Below are 20,554 nucleotides of genomic sequence, written 5' to 3' on the forward strand. Positions count from 1 at the left end.
ATGGATCGATCATGTTCAGTAGTCGTCGCCTTTTTCCGGCGGTACCAGGCTTTCGATACCGGCGCGCAGCTCTTCTTCCGACATCTGGTCGAAAGGAATGGCCTCCGGCATATCATCGGCATCCTGCTCATCGGCAGAAAGCTCTTCTGCCTGACCGGAAGCGTTTGAACCTTCGGATTCTGGCTCATCAACTTCAACGTGACGCTGAAGCGAATGAATGAGATCTTCCTTCAGATCGTCCGGCGAGAGCGTTTCATCGGCAATCTCGCGCAGGGCTACGACGGGATTCTTGTCGTTGTCGCGATCAATGGTGATAGCGGCTCCCTGAGAAATGAGACGTGCACGATGTCCAGCAAGCAGAACGAGGTCGAAACGGTTGTCAACTTTGTCGATGCAGTCTTCAACTGTCACACGTGCCATTGCGTGTCCTTCTTAGACGTGTTTTATTTGGGTTGATTTTCATAGAGACTTCGACGTGATAATTCAAGGGCTCTTTCCAAATAGCATTTGACAACAGGGCGAACGCTCTACAAAAAATCGACCACGAGTTGAAATTTTCATAAATTGTGCCTAAATCGCTCAGCAATCAACGTAGCTATATAGATATGTATATCAATAGACCTATATGTGTGTTGAAGGGCGTTTTATTCGTGGCCGCTGACAGAATCGGCGCCGTCAGCGACACTGATTTAGAAATTTGAAAGGGCTTTTGATGTTTGATCCGCGCGAAAAACTAGCGCTTTTCATAGACGGTGCCAACCTTTACGCGGCCTCTAAAAGCTTGGGCTTCGATATCGACTATCGCAAATTGCTGTCGGCCTTCCAGAAAAAGGCATACCTGCTGAGAGCCTATTATTACACCGCCCTGATCGAGGATCAGGAATACTCGTCGATTCGTCCGCTGATCGATTGGCTGGACTATAACGGGTACAAGGTGGTCACCAAGCCGGCCAAGGAATTCACTGACTCGATGGGGCGCCGCAAAATCAAGGGCAATATGGACATCGAGCTGGCCATCGACGCCATGGAACAGTCCGCAACCGTTGATCATCTGGTGATCTTCTCCGGTGACGGTGACTTCACCACCCTGGTCGAAGCATTGCAGCGCAAGGGACGCAAGGTCTCGGTTGTCTCGACCATGGCAACGCAGCCGCCGATGATCGCCGATGACCTGCGTCGTCAGGCAGACCATTTCATTGACCTGATGTCACTGCGCAGCGAAGTTGGCCGTGATCCGTCAGAACGCCCCAACCGCCCACCGGAAGTCGTTTCATCTGATTTTGACGACTGAGGTCGCGATCATTCCTCAGAAATGCAGAAAGGCCGGTCATTGTACCGGCCTTTGTTTTGGCGTCTGCGCATCCGTTGCGACGAAATCAGCCAAACTGCTTGAGGAGACGCCCCTTCTGCCTGTTCCAGTCGCGCGCCTTTTCGGTCTCGCGCTTGTCATGCAGCTTCTTGCCCCTGCCGAGTGCCAGTTCGAGCTTGGCCCTGCCGCGATCGTTGAAATAGACCTTGAGCGGAACAATCGTCATGCCTTCACGATTGATCGCGGCGCGCAGCCGGTTGATCTCGCGTTTCGACAAGAGCAGCTTGCGCCGCCGTCGCGGCTCGTGATTGAAGCGGTTGGCCTGGAGATATTCCGGCAGATAGGAATTGATCAGCCACATCTCACCATCTTCATCCGAGGCGTAGGACTCGGCAATATTGGCTTTGCCGCCGCGCAGCGACTTAACCTCGGTGCCCGTCAGCACCAGGCCGGCCTCGAACGTGTCGATGATCTCGTAATTGAAGCGCGCCTTGCGGTTTTCGGCGACAACTTTACGCGCTTCGCCCTGCTTTCCCTTGGGAGCCATTTCGGTCGTCCATTGTTCTTGTTATCCGACCCGGGCAGCGCCCCCTCTTAAGACAGGAGCGGCCAGGGATCAGTTCAACAGCCCGGCATGCACCAGCGCCGCGTCAATTGCCTTCTCGGTTTCCGCGCTGACCGGGGTAAGCGGCAGGCGTACGGCATCAGACATCAGGCCAAGCTTCTTCAGCGCATATTTGGTGCCGCAAACGCCAGGTTCAAGGAAGATCGCCTTGTGCAGCGGCATCAGCCTGTCCTGATAGTCAAGCGCCTTGACGAAATCACCGGCTGCCATCGCCGCCTGAAATTCGGAACAAAGCTTCGGCGCGACATTGGCGGTCACCGAAATGCAGCCGACGCCACCATGGGCGTTGAAGCCGAGCGCTGACGCATCTTCACCGGAAATCTGGATGAAATCCTTGCCACAGGCCATACGCTGCTCGGAAACCCGCTCAATCTTGCCCGTCGCATCCTTCACGCCGACAATATTGCCATGCGCCTTGACCAGAGCGCCCATCGTATCCGGCGTCATATCGATCACCGAGCGGCCCGGAATATTGTAGATCAGGATCGGCAGCTTGACGGCATCCGCAATCGCGGAAAAATGTGCAAACAGTCCCTTCTGGGTCGGCTTATTATAATAGGGCGTCACCACCAGCAATGCGTCGGCACCAGCCTTCTCGGCGTGCTGGGCAAGCTCGATCGCCTCACGCGTATTGTTCGATCCGGCGCCGGCAATCACCGGAACGCGCTTATTCGCTGCCTCGATGCAGAGATCGACAACCCGGCGATGCTCGTCATGGCTGAGCGTCGGGCTTTCACCCGTGGTACCGACAGGCACCAGGCCCAGGCTGCCAGCCGCAATCACCCGCTCGACATGGGCTGTAAAAGCCGCTTCGTCTACGGCGCCATCTTCGGTGAAAGGCGTCACCAGCGCGGGAATCGATCCCTTGATCATGTCAAACTCCTGCACGGCATCCACCGAGACGCCGCAATCATCCCTTAAAGTTGGCGCAACATAATGCCCTGCAGGAAAGGCCGCAAGCACGCAGTTGGCCAATCGACAATGCGTTGGAAGAGAAAAGGGAAACTGCTGCAAAGGTTAAGGCGATATTAACTCCGCCATCCGAAAATGGTACAATCTGACGTGCATTTCGACCTCGGGAAGATCGAATGACCAAAATTCTGAGAGTGCTTTCGGTTACTGCGACGATCGCAAGCATGACCACACCAGTGTTCGCCGTGCAGGATTTTCCTGCTGTAGCTCCGATTCCATACCAGAAACCCGGGCGACAAGCCTCGGCGGCTGCGCTGTCCTATGAGGTCACCGGCGCAATTTCGCCCGGCCTCACCACGCCGGCGTCAACCTCGCTGCTCAAGCAGGGCATGGACGCGCTGAGCGATGGTGACGGCGCCAAAGCCATCCAGATTCGCAACCGCATCTCGCCGGCCTCGCTCGATCACCAGATCCTGAGCTGGGCGATTGCCACCTCCGGCGATAATGACATCCCGTCTTCCGAGATTGCCGCCGCCCAGCAGGAACTCAAGGGCTGGCCCGGCCTGTCGTCGCTGCGCGCCTATTCCGAGCATGCGCTCTATCGCGAAAACCCCGATCCGCGCGCCGTGATCGCCGCTTTCGGCAATTCGGTGCCTGAGACCTCTGACGGGACGATCCTGCTGACCAGGGCCTACCTGGCAACCGGAGACACGAAGAGAGCCCATGCAACGCTCGCCCGTATCTGGACAAGCTGGGCGCTCGACACCAGCACGGAAAACCGGATCCTTGGTGAGTTCGGCTCGCTTCTGACGCGCGAGGACAACAAGGAGCGCATGGTCTATCTGCTCTACCGCGACCGTGCGACCCAGGCAGAGCGCTTTTCCGACCTCGGAAACGCACAGTCGTTCTACAAGGCCTGGGCTGCGGTGATCCGCGGCAGCAGCAATGCCGGAGCGCTGATCAAGGCGGTCGACCGCTCCTGGTATACCGATCCTGGCTTTCTCTACATTCAGATCCGCTATGCGCGCAGCCAGAACCAGATGGACACCGCAGCAGCGCTGCTGAAGAAGATGCCGAAAAATCAGGCTGCGCTCGTCAATCCCGACCAGTGGTGGGATGAGCAACGCATTGTCAGCCGCGATTTTTATGAAGACGGCAAACCGAAGCAGGCCTATGCAATCGTCGCGGAAGCCATGCCGGAAGACCGGCTTGATCGCCTCGATGCCGACTTTCATGCCGGCTGGTATGCGCTGCGCGGCCTGAATAACGGCAAGCTTGCCATGCCTTATTTCCAGCAGATCGCCGCTGAATCCGATTCACCGATTTCCCAGGCCCGCGCCTATTACTGGATGGGACGCGCGGCGGAAGCCGGCGGCCCGGGGAGCGCGAAGTCCTACTACCAGAAGTCGGCATCCTATGCGACGACCTTCTACGGCCAGCTGTCGCTGCAAAAGCTCGGCCAGAAGCAGCTTGAGGTTGTCTACCCCTCACCCACCCAGACTGACCGGGCCAATTTCGAGAAGATCCCGGCCGTGCAGGCCATCAAGCGGCTGGAGAGCATCGGCTACAGCGCCAAGGCAGACGGCCTCTATCTTTCGCTTGCCTACCAGCTGAAGACGCCTGGCGAGGTTGCCATTCTCAGTTACCGTGCAGAGACCGACCGCAGCTACCAGCTGTCGCTGCAGATCGGCAAGATTGCCTATGCCCGCGGCCTGGACGTCGCGGCACTGGCCTTCCCGACCGGGGTCATTCCCGATACGGCCAATATCTCCGGCTCAGGCAAGGCACTCGCCTATGCCATCGCCCGCCAGGAAAGCGCCTTTAACCCGCAGGCGGTATCAGCCGCCGATGCACGCGGCCTGCTGCAGCTTCTGCCCTCGACAGCCCAAAAGGTCGCAGCCGCCAATGGGCTGGCCTATTCCAAGGCGAAGCTCACCAGCGATGCCGGCTATAATGCAACGCTCGGCGCCCATTACCTTGGCGAGCAGATTGACCGTTTCGGCGGTTCCTATGTGCTGACCTTCGTCGCCTACAATGCCGGACCGGCGCGCGTTCCCCAGTGGATCGACCGTTTCGGCGATCCGCGCGGACAGTCGCTGGATGATGTCGTCGACTGGATTGAGAGCATCCCCTACCCGGAAACGCGCAACTATGTTCAGCGCGTCATGGAAAATTACGAGGTCTACAAGGCCCGCCTCGGCGAACCCTCCAATATCGCCTACGATCTCGTCAACGGCCGGCAGTAACGGCTGAAGCCACACTGAAACAAAAAGGCCCGGCCACCATGTGGTGACCGCGCCTCCGATTGCTGACAAAATCGTTCAGATTGCCTGTTTGGGCTGGAATAGCCGTCCCCTCCGTCGTCATCCCCGTGCTTGTCACGGGGATCCAGTTTCATAAGATGTTGAATAGACGGGTCCTTTCGCGCGCGGACGCGCGTCGGCTGGATGCCTGTGGACCAAGCACAGGCATGACCTCAGAAAAAGGGCAAGGTTTGTCAAAAGCCGGAGGCCCGGCCACCATGTGGTGACCGGGCCTTTTTGATTGACCGACAGACCGGAAGCATTTCCGGGAAAAAATGGCGACAGCTCAGGCAGCAACCAGGCCGCGGGCGCGGAACACATCGCGGGCCGCTTCGGCTTCTTCATTGGTTGGCGTGCGGGTATCGCGCAGCGTATATTCCATGCCGAGCGCATCCCATTTTGACACACCCATCTGGTGGAACGGCAGAACCTCGACGCGCTGGACAATCTCACCGAGGGAAGCGACGTAATCAGCCATCTTGGCGACGTCTTCGGGATCATCGGTCAGGTCCGGAACGAAGACATAGCGGATCCACGCCTTTTTGCCGAGGCGCTTCAGCCTCTGGGCAAAATCGAGCGTCGGCTGCAGCGGCTGCGCCGTCAGCGCATGATATTTCTCGGGATCGATATGCTTGATGTCGAGCATGACGAGATCGACATTGTCGAACCATTCATCCTCAACCGCTTCGTGGAGATAGCCTTGCGTATCGAGCGCGATATGCAGCCCCATCTCCTTCTTGATGTGGCTCATGACATTGCCGACAAAGGGTGCCTGCATCATGGGCTCACCGCCGGAAAAGGTCACGCCTCCGGCGAATTTCAGGAAGCCCGCATAGGGGCGGACTTCCTTGAGCATGTCTTCAACATCGACCCTGCGGCCGTTGTGAAGCTTCCAGGTATCCGGATTGTGACAGTAAAGACAGCGGAACTGGCAACCGGCCATGAAAAACACGAAACGCATCCCCGGTCCGTCAACCGCCCCACCTGTCTCGACGGAATGGAGGAAACCATGGTCGAGGTCCATATGGACGCCAGCGGGCTTTTTCGAAACGGGAACGCGTTCATGCATTTTTCAGGTCTTCCTTACATCGAGGTGTGGAAGGTACGGTTGATCACGTCGAGCTGCTGTTCCTTCGTGAGCTTGATGAAGTTCACAGCGTAACCCGAAACGCGGATGGTCAGCTGAGGATATTTCTCAGGATGGTCCATGGCGTCAAGCAGGGTTTCGCGGTTCAGCAGGTTAACGTTGACGTGGAAGCCACCGGCAGCCGTGTAACCGTCAAGGCAATTCGACAGGTTGGCAACACGTTCCTCTTCGGTGTGGCCAAGGCTGCCCGGCGTTGCCGAAGCAGTCCAGCTGATACCGTCAAGGGCTGCGTCATAGGGCAGCTTGGCAAGCGAAGCGCCTGCGGCCACAAAGCCCTTCTTGTCGCGACCGTTCATCGGGTTTGCACCCGGTGCGAAAGGTTCGCCACCACGACGGCCATCCGGTGTGTTGCCGGTCTTCTTGCCATAGACCACGTTCGAGGTGATCGTCAGGATCGACTGGGTCGGCATGGCATCGCGATAGAAATACGGCTGAGCCTTGACCTTGTTCATGAAGGTTTCAACCAGCCATGCTGCGATCGAGTCGACACGGTCATCATTGTTACCGAAGGCCGGGAAATCGCCGGTGATCTTGTAGTCAACGGCAAGACCGGTTTCGTCACGAATGACTTCAACCTTGGCATATTTGATGGCCGACAGCGAGTCAGCTGCAATCGACAGGCCAGCGATACCGCAAGCCATCGTGCGCAGGATGTCACGGTCATGCAGCGCCATTTCGATGCGTTCATACGAATACTTGTCGTGCATGTAGTGGATGGCATTCAGAGCCTTGACATAGGTCTTTGCCAGCCAGTCCATGGCCTTGTCGAACTTTTCGACAACTTCGTCATATTCCAGAACGTCGCCGGTGATGGGTTCAAGGCCTTCTGCGACCTTCTTGCCCTTCATCTTCTTTTCGTCAACACCACCGTTGATCGCATAAAGCAGAGCCTTTGCGAGGTTGGCGCGGGCGCCGAAGAACTGCATCTGCTTGCCGATCCGCATCGACGATACGCAGCAGGCGATACCGTAGTCATCACCCCACTTCGGACGCATCAGTTCGTCATTCTCATACTGAATGGCGCAAGTGTCGGCCGAAACCTTGGCGCAGAAGTGCTTGAAGCCCTGCGGCAGAGCCGGGCTCCACAGAACCGTCAGGTTCGGTTCCGGTGCGGGGCCGAGGTTATAAAGGGTGTTGAGGAAACGGAAGCTGCTCTTCGATACCAGCGTACGGCCGTCTTCGCCCATGCCGCCGATCGATTCGGTGACCCATACGGGATCGCCCGAGAACAGTTCGTCATATTCCGGCGTGCGCAGGAAGCGGACGATGCGGAGCTTGATGATCATGTCATCAACCATCTCCTGAGCGTCTTCTTCCGTGATGAAGCCGGCATCAATGTCGCGCTGGAGATAGATGTCGAGGAAGGTCGAGATACGGCCGATCGACATAGCAGCGCCGTTCTGTTCCTTCACAGCGGCGAGATAGCCGAAATAAACGCCCTGAATGGCTTCGCGGGCATTGCGGGCCGGCTTCGAAATGTCGACGCCATACTTGGCAGCCATTTCGCGCAGTTCGTCGAGAGCACGCCACTGTTCGGTGACTTCCTCGCGCAGCTGCATGGTCTTGTCGGTAAAGACGGCATCGTCGAGTTCATGGAATTCTGCCTGCTTCTGGGCGCGCAGGAAATCCGTGCCGTAAAGAGCAACACGGCGATAGTCGCCGATGATGCGGCCGCGGCCATAGGCATCCGGCAGGCCGGTGATCACGCCCGACTTGCGGCAGGCCAGAATGTCAGGGCTGTAGACATCGAAGACGCCCTGGTTGTGGCTCTTGCGATACTTGGTCCAGGTTTCATGCACGGCTTCAGGAACCTTGAAGCCATAGGTCTCAAGGCTGCCCTCGACCATGCGCAGACCGCCATTCGGCATGATGGCGCGCTTCAGCGGAGCGTCCGTCTGCAGGCCAACGATGATTTCGAGGTCCTTGTTGATGTAGCCGGCGTCATGAGCCGTGATCGACGACGGGATCGTCGAAGCAACGTCCAGAACACCGCCCTTTTCACGTTCTTTCTTGAGGAGGACGCTCAACTCGTCCCACAATGCCTTGGTACGCTCGGTCGCAGGTGCCAGGAAAGAAGAATCGCCTTCATAAGGCGTGTAGTTTTCCTGGATGAAGTTGCGCACGTCGATTTTCTTGCGCCATGCCCCATCGCTGAAGCCTTCCCAGGCATCGGCGTGGACATTCGTGTGTTTGGCATACATATCCATGATTAAGGCCCTCACAGGTAAAAGAGGTACGGGTGTGAAACTGGCGTCTGTGCTGCACTCAGAGGAGGATGACTGGGGCGCAGCACTTCAACCGGGAAAGGGGAGCACTCGCGCGAGACGCACCGAACCGCAATGGTTCAAGAAGGGGCGACTTTGGAGCGGGCATTCCCGGAACTTTGAACATTTCACCAACACCGGCGATGGCATTCCATCGCAATTGCGAGCTAACTTTTGGCGCCTGGCGCAAGCCCTGGGGCAAAGCCCTTGAAGATCGCGTCGATGGTTGACGCCGTGGTCAACGCTCTTCGATTTAACGGTTCGTATATGGTACCAAAGACGTATAAAGTCCAGCGAAATTTGACATTTTTACTATTTTTCTGAAGCAACAACGCCCTAGAATTGATGAAAATCAAATAAACATACAGAATAAAAAATATATACTTTTGACACAAATCAAGGCCGGGCAAAAATTAACCGGACGCCAGTCAATCCAAACCCGCTAACAACCGAAATGACGTCAACTACGTTAGATCAGGCTGACATTGAGCAATCAGCGCTGATTCCGGCCGGCCCCGAATCCCGCCAACCGCGTCCCAGGCATTCCAGTGATCAACCGGCCGGACCGAAAACGTATCCGGCCCCGGTATCGAACCTTCAAAAAGGTTGTAATCAGCCATGAAATGCCACAACACCGATAACATGCAAGAGCGGTGTGTCAGATTTTTGGCGAAAAGCTTCAAGCATGGCTTGATCAGCGGAACAAAACCGCTTATCAGGGCCGGACCGGAGAGGTGGCCGAGTGGTCGAAGGCGCTCCCCTGCTAAGGGAGTATACCAGAGATGGTATCGAGGGTTCGAATCCCTTCCTCTCCGCCATTTGCCAATTGCCTGGCCAGAAAAATTTCCCGCAGAAAAACAGATAGATAGATCAAGATCGCCAGACAGGGCGGTGCGTAGATTCGACAAGATAGAGCGTTCTGGCGCGTCCAGAAGGACACACAGCGCTCTGGCCGCAGTCATGTGCGCCCGGCGGATTTTCCCGGTCGAGACGCGCCATCTGAATCAGCGAGCGCACTGATTCCGAAACAGGGCCCGCACTGAAGTCCTGCCGGCGCGCGCCGAACACCGCTTTCGCATTGTTGCCGCCGACAGTCGCCACAGAGTTGAAAGAACGGCGGAAGCCCGACGCAACAGCCGTGCCAGGCATCACTGACCAGCCAACGCCCCGTCATTGCCGACTGCACAGCCCGTTTTTCAAAGACATTGCTTTGAAAAACGGGCTGTGCTTATATGTTTCTTCAGGATTTTCCGCAGACAACGGTTGAACACATTGCAGAAATCTACCGCACCGGCGAGGGACAGATCCGAACAGCAGATGCATAATGCTGGCGAACGCGTGCTCATGCAGCTGAAGATGCTTGGCCCGATGACGGCGGCCGACATCGGCAGGCATCTGCACACCACGGGCGAAGCGGCACGCCAGCAGCTGAAGCGCCTGAGCGAACAGGGTCTCGTGGAAGCCATCAGCCTCAGATCCGGTGTCGGCCGCCCGCAACAGCAATGGCACCTGACCCTGGCAGGCCAGCAGCGCTTTCCCGACACCCATGCCGCGCTGACGGTCGAACTTCTTGAAACCATTCGCGCAAAGCTGGGGGAAGCTGCGGTCGACACGGTTATCGCCGAGCGGGAAAGCAAGATCGGCACGGTCTATTCCGCCGCCCTGGCCCGTTGCGCCGATCTGGAAACCAAGGTTCAGACCCTTGCAGCATTGCGAAGCGCCGAGGGCTACATGGCCGACTGGGAGCCGCTTGTCGACGGCACCATCATGCTGACTGAAAACCATTGCCCGATCTGTGCCGCCGCCGCCGCATGCCAGAGCTTCTGCCGCTCCGAAATCGAGATTTTCCGCAAGGTGCTCGGCCCCTCTGTCGAGGTGCAGCGTGGCGAACATATTGTCAGCGGCGGGCGGCGATGCACTTACCTGTTACGCGAAACCGCATAGCGCGGCCTTTCGCGGGCTGAGGCTGGTCATCGCAGACGATGATTGCCCGTTCCCCGCCCTGCCCTTTGGAATGAGCAGCGCAGGTCAATCAGCCGAATGGTAGCCGCGATCATGCCAGATCAGCGGCGATAGTCTGGCGCTGCGCTCGATCCCGACAATCGCGCCGGCAAACAATATGTGGGTTTCGGTCACGATCTGACCGATCACCGCGCAATCCATCGCAGTGACGGCATGGGCAAGTTTCGGATTGCCGGATGGCCAGCTGTCCCAGCGACCGCACTTGAAACGGTGCGCGGCGGCGATGCGCCCGGCAAAGGCATCGGCAATCGTCCATTGCGATCGTGCAAGCACGGCAAGGGAAAAGGTTGCCGAATGGCGGATCATGCCGGCCAGCAGGCTTTCCCGATCGATGGAAACCAGAACGGAAGGCGGTGTCCCCGTGAGCGACATGACCGCTGTCACGGTGCGCCCGGCACGCGCGTCCTCATCCCGCGCGCTGACGATGCAGACGCTGGCCGCCAGCGAGGCCATGGCATCGCGGAAATCCTGCCGCTCAACCGGCGCATTTGCAGGTGTCGCGAACGACAGTTCAAGGCTTTGACCGGACGGATCAGACGAGCGATGATCGCCCGCCGGCTTTTCCTGGACAGTGTCACGCATATTCATGATCCTTCACCCGGCTTTTCGGAGAACCGGCCCGGCGCATGGGTTGTGCCGGACCGGCTGAGACAGCTGCCGCGCCAGGTCAGCCGAGATTGGCTTCGGCAAATTCGTAATTGGCAAGCCGGTCGAGGAAATTGCTGACATAGTCAGGGCGACGGTTACGGAAATCGAGATAATAGCTGTGTTCCCAGACATCGAGGCCGAGCAGCACCTTGCCCTCGCCCGTCGCCAGCGGGTTGGAGCCATTCGGCGTTTTCGTCGTCTTCAGCCTGCCGTCATTGCCGAGGATGAGCCAGGCCCAGCCGGAGCCGAACTGCCCGACAGACGCGGCCTTGAAGGCGTCCTTGAAGGCATCGACCGATCCGAAATCCTCGACAATCTTGGCCTCAAGCCGGCCTGGGATCTGTCCGCCCGACGGCGACAGCGCATTCCAGAAATGGATGTGGTTCCAATGCTGGCCGGCATTGTTGAAAACGGGCGCAAGATCGGCCTGATCCTTGGCAAGGGCGATGATCTCCTCAAGCGACTTGCCCTGAAGCACGTCATTCTTTTCAACAAATCCATTCAGCGCCGTGACATAGGCCTGATGGTGCTTACCATGATGCAGTTCGAGGGTCTCCTGCCCCATGCCGCGTTCAGCCAGAGCCGTGTGGGAATAGGACAGCGCAGGTAATTCAAAAGCCATGATCGATCTCCCTTTTGCGAACGGCGCATCATCGTGTGCGCCCGAATTAAACAAGACATACCTTTGAAAACCACGGGCCAGGATAAGTCAAGACAGAACTTGGAAAATAGCGCCGTCGGCATGACGCCCGCCTGCCCGGCCAATCGCGCGCGAAAAATCCGATGTTCGATGAAGCCCTGCTCTTCGGACGGAAACCAGCCGAACAGGAAGCCGCGCCGTGGTGTGACTCCGGCCATCATCGTCTGGTGGAAAACCATCGTGACCGGCCATTATCGCGGCTCGCAATAGTCGCGGCGGACGGATGGCCTGTTTCAGCAAACCATGGCCATTGCCGGAGCCGGAGCCGGCCGGCGGCGTTGCCGAGACAGGCGTTGGATCTACATGCCGAAATGGACCTTCAGGCGCTGCGCCAGCGCATCGTCTGATGGCGGGTTGCGATGGGTGTTTTCGAGGTAGATCTTCTTTTCGCGCTCCGGCATGAGATAGGCCTTGTGCCAGAGAAAGAAATCGGGACCGTCGCCAAACATGCGATAGAAGGAACGCAGGGATTCGACCGTGTAGAGGGTGATCTTCACATTGGTCAGCCAGTCGGCGCGGAAAAAATGCTGCCATTTGCCGTGTTCGCTGTTTTCCATCGCGGACAGCGTTTCACGATAGGCCCAGACCGACTGGGCCGCATGGACAAAGGCCTGCGGATAGGCACCGTCGAGAAAGGCAAGAATACTGTTCGCGAGGAAGCTCAGGCCCTGGGCGCTGCTGCGATGAAAGCGCGTCTGGAACAGCAGGAAGTCGCGAAAGAAGACCGCCTGGTCTTCAGCCAGAGACTGGGCCAGCTGATCACAATCCTGCTCGAGCCTCCGGTAGCGTTCGGCGGCAGCGGCGGCATGTTCCTCAAACCAGCGGGCCTGGTCGCGCAGCGAAACCCTGCCCGTTGCCCAGATCAGATCTTCAGCCGTTCTGTCGGTCTCTCCACGCATCACATGGCCTGCAAGCGAGCGGGCAGGATGATGATAGAATTCGTCTCCGGCGCGGTCGTCATCATGCGGACCATAGGCAATCGCGCAGGCAATATGCCGGCGGATCAGCTCCGAGACTGCCTCGCTCTGCTGCGGAAAGTAGCGCCCGGCAAATTCTGACGGCGCCAAAGCGGCATCGGCATATCCGTGGTTCCAGAGCTGCGCGATCAGATCGAGCGTATAGAGATGCGGGCGGACATTACCGCAATTGACCAGCAACAGCGCGTCGGCCCCGGCGGCAAAGGCCGCCTGGAGTTCGCCGATGATCAGGGAAGATGCCACCGGCAGCATGGTCAGATGGCTCGAGGCCTGAAGATCGTGGAAGGTTGCATGATAATAGATGCCGTGCGGCCCCTGATCCTGCGGTTCCGGCAGCGATGGCACCCGCAGACTGTGATTATGCTGGCGGCGCGACACCATGCGCCCATAGCCATTATCCGACCAGATGCGCATGACACCCGGTGGAAATTCGATGTGGCCAGCGCGATAGAGTTCGGCAATCTCGCCATAGACATAGGTCAGGCAGGGCGCGCCGGGCAGGATCGCCTGCAGCAGATCATATTGCCGCTGCACGGCGCGGCTGATCAGCGCGCCCTGGCGCTCGGGCGTATCATAGGCGGGATCCTGCTCCCAGAAAGGACAATCGCCCTGACCGCGAAAGCCGAGCGCCCAGACGACCCTTTGATCTTTCTGCCGCTCGATGGCCTCGCGCCACAGCGCCTCGAACAGCGCTCCGTTCCGGTCAAAGCTCGCCTCCTGATCGGGATGGGCGCGAAAGAACATTTCCGCACCGAGCGGTTCGGCATGATGATGGCTCACATGGAGCCCCATCTCGGCCGCCACCGCAGTCTGCACGCCATCGCGCGGCAGATCCGTTCCCGGTATGACGAGATTGCCGCCCAGCCGCAGCAATGTTTCGAAGACCGGCTTCCAGATCTCCGCCGGCGGCGGGTAAATCTCAGTCCAGCCGATCAGACAGACCTCATCATTGACGAACCAGCCGCGATAGCGCACCCGGCGCTTCGGCGAGCGGAAGGCCCGGGCAGGCACGGCAATCGTCTCAAGGCGCTGCGGCTCCCGATCTGCCCAGAACCAGAACGGATCGACGCCGAGCCAGTGTTCGGACAGATGGAGCAGCGCATAAATCAGCCCGAGTTCATCGTTGGCGGTAACATGCGAGACGGCAGAGCCGGCACCGTCCGAAAAGTCGATCGAAAAGCTTTCCGGACCGCGCGCGTCGGCATCCGGGTCGATGGTCAACACGATATCGGCTGAACCGCGCCCGACACCCAGCGGCGCGGCCCCGAAAACCTTGGCAAAATCCCGTGCGAAAATGCCAAGCGCGTTCCTGACCGGCACCGTCGGCGTTTCAGGAAACGCGATCGTGGTGTTTCGGGACAATATCAGATGATCAGACTTCATCGTCGATGCCCTTGCGCTCATGGTGACCGGCCTGAACAGGCTGGCGCTCTATCTTGTTGAATCGACGCATCGTTCTTTTCGAAAATCGATTCCGGTTTCCGAGCCGATGCGCTAGCCCTTCAAGACTGACGCCCTTGACGAGCTGGCAAGTCCAAACAAACGCACCATCAGCAGAAAAGCAATATTTTTCCCATCGCGCTTGCACCAGCGCGGATATTGCATCGGACCGTGCCTGCCAGCTGGCGACGCGGTTTTGCCAGAGCTGCCAGTGCACCCGATGCCTATCGAGGGATGCTGAGCCCGGACCGGGGCTAAAAGCGATCGATGACGCTGATGCCGATATCCGTCGACTTATCCATCGTGGTGAGCAGCGTTGCGGCCTCATCGAGGGATACGCGCCGGCCGATAAGTTTTTGCGGCTGCACCTTATCTGCGGCAATCATCGCCAGCATCTCATCATAGCGCCATGCCTGCATGCCATGGCTGCCATAGATCTCCAGCTCGTGCGCGATGACCTGAGCCATGGGAATTTTCGGCGTGGACTGCTCGCCAAGCATCAGCCCCACCTGCACATGCCTGCCCCGGCGTCTCAGATTCTGGATGGAATTGAAGCAGGTCCCAGGGCTTCCCAGCGCATCGATGGAGACGTGGGCACCGCCCCGGGTGATATCCCGGATGGCTTCGACCGTGTCGGGGACATGCAACGCGTTGACGCTCGCGACCGCACCGCATTCCTCTGCGAAAGCAAGCTTTTCGTCAGAGATATCAACCGCAACGACGTTTGCGCCCAGCGCCTTTGCAATCATGATCGCCGACAGGCCAACCCCGCCGCAGCCGTGAACCACAACCCACTCGCCGGCCCTGACCCGCGCCTGATCGACAACCGCGCGGAACGACGTCGCGAACCGGCATCCAAGGCTTGCGCCGGTCACATCGTCGATCGCATCCGGCAGTTTCACCAGATTCGTCTCGGCAAAGTCTATCGCCACATATTCGGCGAACGACCCCCAATGGGTGAATCCCGGCTGAAACTGGTTGGGGCAAACCTGCTGATTGCCGGAGTGGCATTCGGCACAATGACCGCAGCCGGAAACAAAGGGTACGGTGACGCGATCACCGGCTCTGAAGCTCTTGATCCGGTTTCCGGTGGCAACCACTTCGCCGACGAATTCATGACCGGGAACATGGGGGAGACGAATATCCGGATCATGTCCCATCCACCCATGCCAGTCGCTGCGACACAATCCCGTTGCGCTTACCTTGATGACGACGCCGTCATCGCCGGGTGCAGGATCGGGCACATCGACGATCTCCGGCGGTTCCTCGAAAAGCTCAAACAGCATCGCTTTCATGTCAACTCTCCAGCAAACAGCCCCGGTTCCAGCAACGACCGAGCGTCCCTGAATGGCCGAAGGATTCTCGAAACATCCCTGTCTGGCCTATAGCCGGTTCCAGGCGGTCACGTAAGCTTCAATGTCATGTCGCACTCGCGATCGCCATGGCGATGATGAGATAGCGGCCGACCTTGGCAAGCGCGACAAGGACAAGAAAGGTCGCCAGCGGCTCACGCAGGACACCCGCCACCACCGTTATCGGATCGCCGATGACAGGCGCCCAGCTCAGCAGCAGCGACCATTTGCCGTAGCGCTGATACCAGCTCTGCGCGCGCGCCAGCGCCTTCGGGCTAACGGGAAACCAGCGCCGGTCGCGAAATCGCTCGATCCCGCGGCCAAGGCACCAGTTTATCAGAGACCCCAGTATGTTGCCGATGCTCGCCGTCAGAACGAGCGCCCAGATCGGAAATTTGCCCGCAAGAATGAGGCCGGCCAGCGCCGCCTCCGATTGCATCGGCAGGATGGTGGCTGCGATCAGCGCGGTCAGAAACAGGCCGGCATAGGCTGCAATTGCACTCATTTTCTGGTAAGCCATTCCGCATGCTGGCCGGGGCTGCAGACTGCACCGGCGCCGTCTGAACAGCGCCGGACGTGCGGAGAAGGTTCAGATGTGTTCTCGATCATTGCCGGATCATCCTCTGTCGGGCTGAAGATGGCAAGCTGCGTTACCGGCAGGCCCGGAAAGCCAGAGACATTTTTGGAGCGGGAATTGGCCTCAGAGCGCCGTGCATCCATTCGGATGCACCAAGGACGCTCTAACTGATTGAAGCTACGCATCGTTCTTTTCGAAAATCGATTCCGATTTTAGAGCCGATGCGCTAGAGCCTCAGGCTGGCCGCCGAGCAACAAGATCGATTTCGATCCGCGCATCATAGGCAAGCCCCGTCACCCCGACGCAGGTTCTGGCCGGAAGCCGGTCCTGCGGGAAGAAACGCCGGTAGGCCGCATTCATGGCGGCGTAATCCTCTTTGAAATGCGTGAGATAGACCCGCGCCATCACCACATGTTCCAGCCCGAGCCCGAGCCCGTTCAGCACGGTCTGAAGGTTGGCCATGACATTATTGGTCTGGGCTTCGATCCCGGCCGGCAAAACGCCCGGCGCTGCGGGCGTATCCGGCATCTGTCCGGTAATGAAGACAAATCCGTCGCTCTCGACGGCATGGCTGAAGGGAGCGACCGGCTGCGGGCCACCCGCAATCATGTGAAACTGCATCATTAATCCTTCTCGCTTTCGAATATCGCCTTGCGAATGATCGCGTGAATGCCCCAATTGCCATCGACAACCTGCGTGACCCCGAAATCAACGGCGGACGACATCACTGCGATCGCCTCGTCTTCGCTCAGTCCGTGGCGCCCCATGAGAAAACGCCGTGCCTTGCGAAAGGCATCCTTCATGGCAAGGTCAAGCGAGGACTTGGCGTAGACCTCGCCCTGCCCCTTGGCGCCGAACTCGGCCAGATAATCCGGATGGCTGAAGCCGGTAAGCACCCATTCATCGGGCGTCTCGATCAGGGGGTAGGTCAGATCGGCGAAACGCGCATCGTTCTTGTGCAGGGTAATGCGCACCCTGCCCGTCATCGAGCATTCGATTGCGGTCCCGGAGAGCTCGCCGTCGCCCTGTGCGGCATGCGGATCGCCGATCGACACCAGCCCGCCGACGACAGAGACCGGCAGAAACACGCTTGCTCCTGTGCCAAGCCGCCAATTGTCGAGATTGCCGCCGAAATAGGCTGGCGGCACGGAATCGATGAACTCGCTCTCGCGCGGGGCCAGCGCGATCACGCCGAAATGCGGCCGCAGCGGAATGCGCGTGCGCCTTAAGGCCAGGTCACAGACCTCCACCGAAGAGCGATCAACCGGCACGCCGGGATAATCATAGGTGCGGTGGACAACGCCGAACGGATCGGTCTGCGGCGTCCAGCGATAGGAAAACAGCGCCTCGGCAAATCCTTCATCAGGAAAGACCTCGAATATGGTGACGTTTTCGCGCTGCTTGGGCTCCTTGACCAGTTCCGAATAATGATATCCCCACCAGGCGGAAACATTGCTGCCGAAACAGCGCCCGAGCCCGGCCGGACTACGGCTCGGGCGCGGCACCATGTCCTCGATGTGCACTTCGATCACGTCGCCCGGCTTTGCCTCACGCACATAGATCGGCCCGGTGCAGATATGCACCCCGAACCCCTCACCGGCACCGCGTCCGAAGACCGAGGCGTCGATCGGTCCGGCGCCGCGGCGATCGACCGCCTTCCGCTCCGGGGTCCAGTGAAACACATCTTCTGCGGCACTGTCGCCGGCAATCATCAGGTCCGGTGCATCGGAAGCGTGCTGCGAGAGCGTTTCGATCTCGACCGTATCGCCCGAGCTGATCTCCAGCACCGGCGTCAGCGACCGGCTGAAATAGCCCCAGTGAACCCGCGACGCATTGACGGCCAGATGGTGATGCCGGCCGCAATCCACAGTCTCATTGGCAGCGCCCTCGTCGACGATTGCAACGTGGGTTGCGGGTTTTGACGCGGACTTCTTGCCCGCCAGCGCCTTGACCGGCCAGCCGCGCTGCTCCGTGCCGGCACTGTCCGCAAATCGATCAAGATATTGCGAGCGAAAGGCGCCGGGCGGCAGCCCGAAACGCTCCTTGAACATGCGACTGAAATTGGCAGCATCGCCAAAGCCGCAATTATAGGCGACATCGGCGACCGGCAGACGCGTATCGCCCGGCGTCACCAGCGCCGCGCGGGCACGCTGCAGCCGTCGCTCCCGCAGATAATGGGCAAAGCTTTCGCCATTCTGCTCAAACAGCTTCTGCAAATAGCGCTCGGAAATGCCCTCCACCCGTGCCACCTTGGCCGCGGTCAGTTCCGCATCATGAAGACGTTTCTCGATAGCCAGCGTGATCCGGTTGAACAGCGCGGCAAGGCTTGGCGTTGCTGGCTTGTCCGCCGCCTCCGCCTCCACGACCATGGTCACGAAAAGATCGGCGATAAACTGCTCAAGCGATTGCCATTCCGCATTGGAAAGGCGTTCCATTTCGGCAACGGCACTTTCCATCGCGCGGATGAAGACCGCCGCCAGGCCGGCACTGTCGAAACAGCGCGGATCCGAGAACGGCACCCAGGCTGCACCGCGCCGCTGCAGCACCGCATCCGAAATCGCAAAGACGGCCGTGCGCACATTGGTGGCAAACCGCGCTTCCCAGGGACGATCCATCTGCAGCACGACGAGCTGGCCGGCACTGACCTCCCGTGTCAGACCGTCGCTCATCACCTCGAGGCTCTCATCAAGCGGGATGATGCCCATCAGCATGCGGCTGCGCTTGGGAATGCATGACAGGATCTGTGAGCCCGCCACCAGACGGCCGACAATAACGCCATCACCATCGCCACGCAGGACCGCATTGGAATAGCTGTCCCGGGCGCCATCAAGACGGACCGAATGCAGATTGAATTCAGCCAGCAACGCACGCCACGCTTCGCTGCGAACATCCTGCGGATATGACTCGGCTATGAATTGCCTGACATTCATCCTTTCATCCGTGCTGCTGGTGATCGACGCCTCATGAGCGTCGATCGGATCATACTGCACGCGCGAAGAGTGAAAAGCCAGTCCCGGTCTCAAGAGCATGAAAAAAGGCTCTTCCGGATTGAGCCGGTCACACCCCAATTGGCATCGACCACCTGGGTTACCGAGAAATCGGCGGCAATCGACATCAGCGAAATCGCCTCGTCTTCCGTCAGATCATGCACCGTCATCAAGAAGCGGCGCAGCTTCCTGAAGGCGTCGCGCATGGCATTATCGAGGCTTGAGCTGGTGAGGATCTCATATTGATGATTGGCGCCGAGCTCGGCGAGATAGTTGGTGACGCTGAAACCGAACACCGCCCAGACATCATCATTTTCCAGCAGCGGATGGGTGAGCCCTTCCATGATGGTTCCGGCAAGATCGCTCTTCTTGTGCAGGATGAACTCGAACTTGCCGGTCATCGAGATCTCGACCGCCGTGCCGGAAAGCTCGCTGTCGCCCTGGGTCGCATGGGCATCGCCGACCGAGAACATCGCGCCGGCCACCGAGACCGGATAGAACATTCTGACGCCCTTGGTGATGCGCCAGTCATCCATATTGCCGCCGGTATAGCTCGGCGGAATGGTGCTGACGAAATCGGCCTCTGCGGGTGCCAGCCCCATCGTGCCGAAATGCAGACGCGCAGGCACGCTAATGCCCTTCAGAACATCCTGCTTCTTCGTGATCGTCGCATGGTCGACATGGACGCCGGGATAGTCGATCACGGGATGGACGACGCCGTCGGGATCAGTCTGCGGAGTCCAGACATAGGAATAGACGGCAGAAACATGCGCCGGTTCGGACATGTTGAGTTCATAGATCGTCACGACTTCGCGCGGCTTCGGCTCTTCAATCAGGTCCTGATACTGAAAGCCCCAGTTCGCCGAAGGGTTGGAACCGAAGAAACGCCCTTCGAATTCCGGATTGGCGCTTGGCCGGGGATAGATATCGAGAATGCGAACTTCCAGCACATCGCCAGGTTCGGCACCATCAATGGCGATCGGTCCGGTAAGCAGATGCACGCCCAGCCCCTCGCCCGGGCCATGCTCGAAAGGACCGCTGTCGGGACCTGCACCACGTCTGGAAACAGCTTTTTCCGTACTGGTCCAGCGATAGATCGCTTCGGCTTCCTCATCACCTTTGATCATCCGCTCATAATCATCATTGGCGTGATGGGTGATCGTGTCGATCGTGGCGGTATCGCCGGATCGCAGGGTCAGGACAGGCTCGATGGTCTTGCTGAAATAGCCCCAGTGCACCGTTTCGGGCCTGGCCGGCAATTTGTAATGCGTCATTCTTCTCTCCATTCAAA

17 protein-coding genes and 1 tRNA gene are annotated in these 20,554 nt (G+C 58.8%); 4 read left to right on the forward strand and 14 right to left on the reverse strand.

Features of this window, described 5'->3' with window-relative positions:
- Nucleotides 1-15 precede the first annotated feature (15 nt).
- Nucleotides 16-420: a DNA-directed RNA polymerase subunit omega gene (gene rpoZ, locus HCK86_RS08310; protein WP_176084002.1), complete on the reverse strand. Its 405-nt coding sequence runs from the start codon at nt 418-420 to the stop codon at nt 16-18.
- Between the two features lie 292 nt (nt 421-712).
- On the opposite strand from rpoZ, the gene HCK86_RS08315 reads away from it, so the two are divergent.
- A complete protein-coding gene (locus tag HCK86_RS08315) occupies nt 713-1,291 on the forward strand; it encodes an NYN domain-containing protein (protein ID WP_176084003.1) in 579 nt (192 codons plus the stop codon).
- Between the two features lie 85 nt (nt 1,292-1,376).
- Here the strand turns inward: HCK86_RS08315 and smpB are convergent, their stop codons facing one another.
- Nucleotides 1,377-1,856: an SsrA-binding protein SmpB gene (gene smpB, locus HCK86_RS08320; protein ID WP_141147386.1), complete on the reverse strand. Its 480-nt coding sequence runs from the start codon at nt 1,854-1,856 to the stop codon at nt 1,377-1,379.
- Nucleotides 1,857-1,925: 69 nt separating this feature from the next.
- Nucleotides 1,926-2,807 (reverse strand): 4-hydroxy-tetrahydrodipicolinate synthase, encoded by an 882-nt coding sequence (gene dapA / locus HCK86_RS08325; protein WP_176084004.1) that lies wholly within the window; start codon nt 2,805-2,807, stop codon nt 1,926-1,928.
- A gap of 215 nt (nt 2,808-3,022) precedes the next feature.
- Here dapA and HCK86_RS08330 point away from each other — a divergent pair, with 215 nt between their 5' ends.
- Nucleotides 3,023-5,092 carry a lytic transglycosylase domain-containing protein gene (locus tag HCK86_RS08330; protein WP_176084005.1) on the forward strand — a complete coding sequence of 690 codons (2,070 nt, stop codon included), beginning with the start codon at nt 3,023-3,025 and terminating at the stop codon, nt 5,090-5,092.
- Nucleotides 5,093-5,435: 343 nt separating this feature from the next.
- On the opposite strand, the gene pflA is transcribed toward HCK86_RS08330, so the two are convergent.
- Together pflA and pflB are read right to left on the reverse strand one after the other, a co-directional pair.
- Nucleotides 5,436-6,218, reverse strand: a complete 783-nt coding sequence (gene pflA, locus HCK86_RS08335; RefSeq protein ID WP_176084006.1) for a pyruvate formate-lyase-activating protein — start codon at nt 6,216-6,218, stop codon at nt 5,436-5,438.
- Nucleotides 6,219-6,232: 14 nt separating this feature from the next.
- Nucleotides 6,233-8,497, reverse strand: coding sequence for a formate C-acetyltransferase (gene pflB / locus HCK86_RS08340; RefSeq protein ID WP_176084200.1), 2,265 nt, complete (start codon nt 8,495-8,497; stop codon nt 6,233-6,235).
- A gap of 791 nt (nt 8,498-9,288) precedes the next feature.
- On the opposite strand from pflB, the gene HCK86_RS08345 reads away from it, so the two are divergent.
- Together HCK86_RS08345 and HCK86_RS08350 are read left to right on the forward strand one after the other, a co-directional pair.
- Nucleotides 9,289-9,378 (forward strand) — tRNA-Ser (locus HCK86_RS08345).
- A 499-nt stretch (nt 9,379-9,877) separates the two neighbouring features.
- The gene (locus HCK86_RS08350; RefSeq protein WP_246739512.1) at nt 9,878-10,504 is read left to right on the forward strand and encodes a metalloregulator ArsR/SmtB family transcription factor; all 627 of its coding nucleotides are present in this window, start codon (nt 9,878-9,880) and stop codon (nt 10,502-10,504) included.
- A gap of 84 nt (nt 10,505-10,588) precedes the next feature.
- Here HCK86_RS08350 and HCK86_RS08355 read toward each other — a convergent pair whose 3' ends face one another.
- The 9 genes from HCK86_RS08355 to HCK86_RS08395 form a co-directional block, all read right to left on the reverse strand.
- Nucleotides 10,589-11,164, reverse strand: coding sequence for a flavin reductase family protein (locus HCK86_RS08355; RefSeq protein WP_176084007.1), 576 nt, complete (start codon nt 11,162-11,164; stop codon nt 10,589-10,591).
- 85 nt (nt 11,165-11,249) lie between these two features.
- On the reverse strand, nt 11,250-11,852 hold the full coding sequence (locus tag HCK86_RS08360) for a superoxide dismutase (protein WP_176084008.1): 603 nt from the start codon (nt 11,850-11,852) through the stop codon (nt 11,250-11,252).
- Nucleotides 11,853-12,229: 377 nt separating this feature from the next.
- Entirely contained in the window at nt 12,230-14,290 is a 2,061-nt protein-coding gene (locus tag HCK86_RS08365; RefSeq protein WP_176084009.1) for a glycosyl hydrolase 115 family protein, read from the reverse strand.
- A complete protein-coding gene (locus tag HCK86_RS08370; protein ID WP_176084010.1) occupies nt 14,280-14,564 on the reverse strand; it encodes a hypothetical protein in 285 nt (94 codons plus the stop codon). The genes HCK86_RS08365 and HCK86_RS08370 overlap by 11 nt, the downstream gene beginning before the upstream one ends.
- Nucleotides 14,565-14,601: 37 nt before the next feature.
- Nucleotides 14,602-15,642, reverse strand: coding sequence for a zinc-dependent alcohol dehydrogenase family protein (locus HCK86_RS08375; RefSeq protein ID WP_176084011.1), 1,041 nt, complete (start codon nt 15,640-15,642; stop codon nt 14,602-14,604).
- 124 nt (nt 15,643-15,766) lie between these two features.
- On the reverse strand, nt 15,767-16,204 hold the full coding sequence (locus HCK86_RS08380; protein WP_176084012.1) for a YqaA family protein: 438 nt from the start codon (nt 16,202-16,204) through the stop codon (nt 15,767-15,769).
- Nucleotides 16,205-16,510: 306 nt separating this feature from the next.
- Entirely contained in the window at nt 16,511-16,897 is a 387-nt protein-coding gene (locus tag HCK86_RS08385) for a RidA family protein (RefSeq protein WP_176084202.1), read from the reverse strand.
- A 2-nt stretch (nt 16,898-16,899) separates the two neighbouring features.
- Nucleotides 16,900-19,305, reverse strand: a complete 2,406-nt coding sequence (locus tag HCK86_RS08390; RefSeq protein ID WP_348641055.1) for an acetamidase/formamidase family protein — start codon at nt 19,303-19,305, stop codon at nt 16,900-16,902.
- The gene (locus HCK86_RS08395; RefSeq protein ID WP_176084013.1) at nt 19,296-20,537 is read right to left on the reverse strand and encodes an acetamidase/formamidase family protein; all 1,242 of its coding nucleotides are present in this window, start codon (nt 20,535-20,537) and stop codon (nt 19,296-19,298) included. The genes HCK86_RS08390 and HCK86_RS08395 overlap by 10 nt, the downstream gene beginning before the upstream one ends.
- Nucleotides 20,538-20,554 lie beyond the last annotated feature (17 nt).

It is taken from the genome of Martelella sp. HB161492 (assembly GCF_013184775.1).
Classification (GTDB): domain Bacteria; phylum Pseudomonadota; class Alphaproteobacteria; order Rhizobiales; family Rhizobiaceae; genus Martelella.

Coding starts and splice junctions, on each gene's coding strand:
- HCK86_RS08390 (WP_348641055.1), bottom strand. CDS start 19,305: ATGCTCTTGAGACCGGGACTGGCTTTTCACTCTTCGCGCGTGCAGTAT.
- rpoZ (WP_176084002.1), bottom strand. CDS start 420: ATGGCACGTGTGACAGTTGAAGACTGCATCGACAAAGTTGACAACCGT.
- smpB (WP_141147386.1), bottom strand. CDS start 1,856: ATGGCTCCCAAGGGAAAGCAGGGCGAAGCGCGTAAAGTTGTCGCCGAA.
- HCK86_RS08350 (WP_246739512.1), top strand. CDS start 9,878: ATGCATAATGCTGGCGAACGCGTGCTCATGCAGCTGAAGATGCTTGGC.
- HCK86_RS08360 (WP_176084008.1), bottom strand. CDS start 11,852: ATGGCTTTTGAATTACCTGCGCTGTCCTATTCCCACACGGCTCTGGCT.
- dapA (WP_176084004.1), bottom strand. CDS start 2,807: ATGATCAAGGGATCGATTCCCGCGCTGGTGACGCCTTTCACCGAAGAT.
- HCK86_RS08330 (WP_176084005.1), top strand. CDS start 3,023: ATGACCAAAATTCTGAGAGTGCTTTCGGTTACTGCGACGATCGCAAGC.
- HCK86_RS08315 (WP_176084003.1), top strand. CDS start 713: ATGTTTGATCCGCGCGAAAAACTAGCGCTTTTCATAGACGGTGCCAAC.
- HCK86_RS08365 (WP_176084009.1), bottom strand. CDS start 14,290: ATGAAGTCTGATCATCTGATATTGTCCCGAAACACCACGATCGCGTTT.
- pflA (WP_176084006.1), bottom strand. CDS start 6,218: ATGCATGAACGCGTTCCCGTTTCGAAAAAGCCCGCTGGCGTCCATATG.
- HCK86_RS08395 (WP_176084013.1), bottom strand. CDS start 20,537: ATGACGCATTACAAATTGCCGGCCAGGCCCGAAACGGTGCACTGGGGC.
- HCK86_RS08385 (WP_176084202.1), bottom strand. CDS start 16,897: ATGCAGTTTCACATGATTGCGGGTGGCCCGCAGCCGGTCGCTCCCTTC.
- HCK86_RS08380 (WP_176084012.1), bottom strand. CDS start 16,204: ATGAGTGCAATTGCAGCCTATGCCGGCCTGTTTCTGACCGCGCTGATC.
- pflB (WP_176084200.1), bottom strand. CDS start 8,497: ATGTATGCCAAACACACGAATGTCCACGCCGATGCCTGGGAAGGCTTC.
- HCK86_RS08355 (WP_176084007.1), bottom strand. CDS start 11,164: ATGCGTGACACTGTCCAGGAAAAGCCGGCGGGCGATCATCGCTCGTCT.
- HCK86_RS08375 (WP_176084011.1), bottom strand. CDS start 15,642: ATGAAAGCGATGCTGTTTGAGCTTTTCGAGGAACCGCCGGAGATCGTC.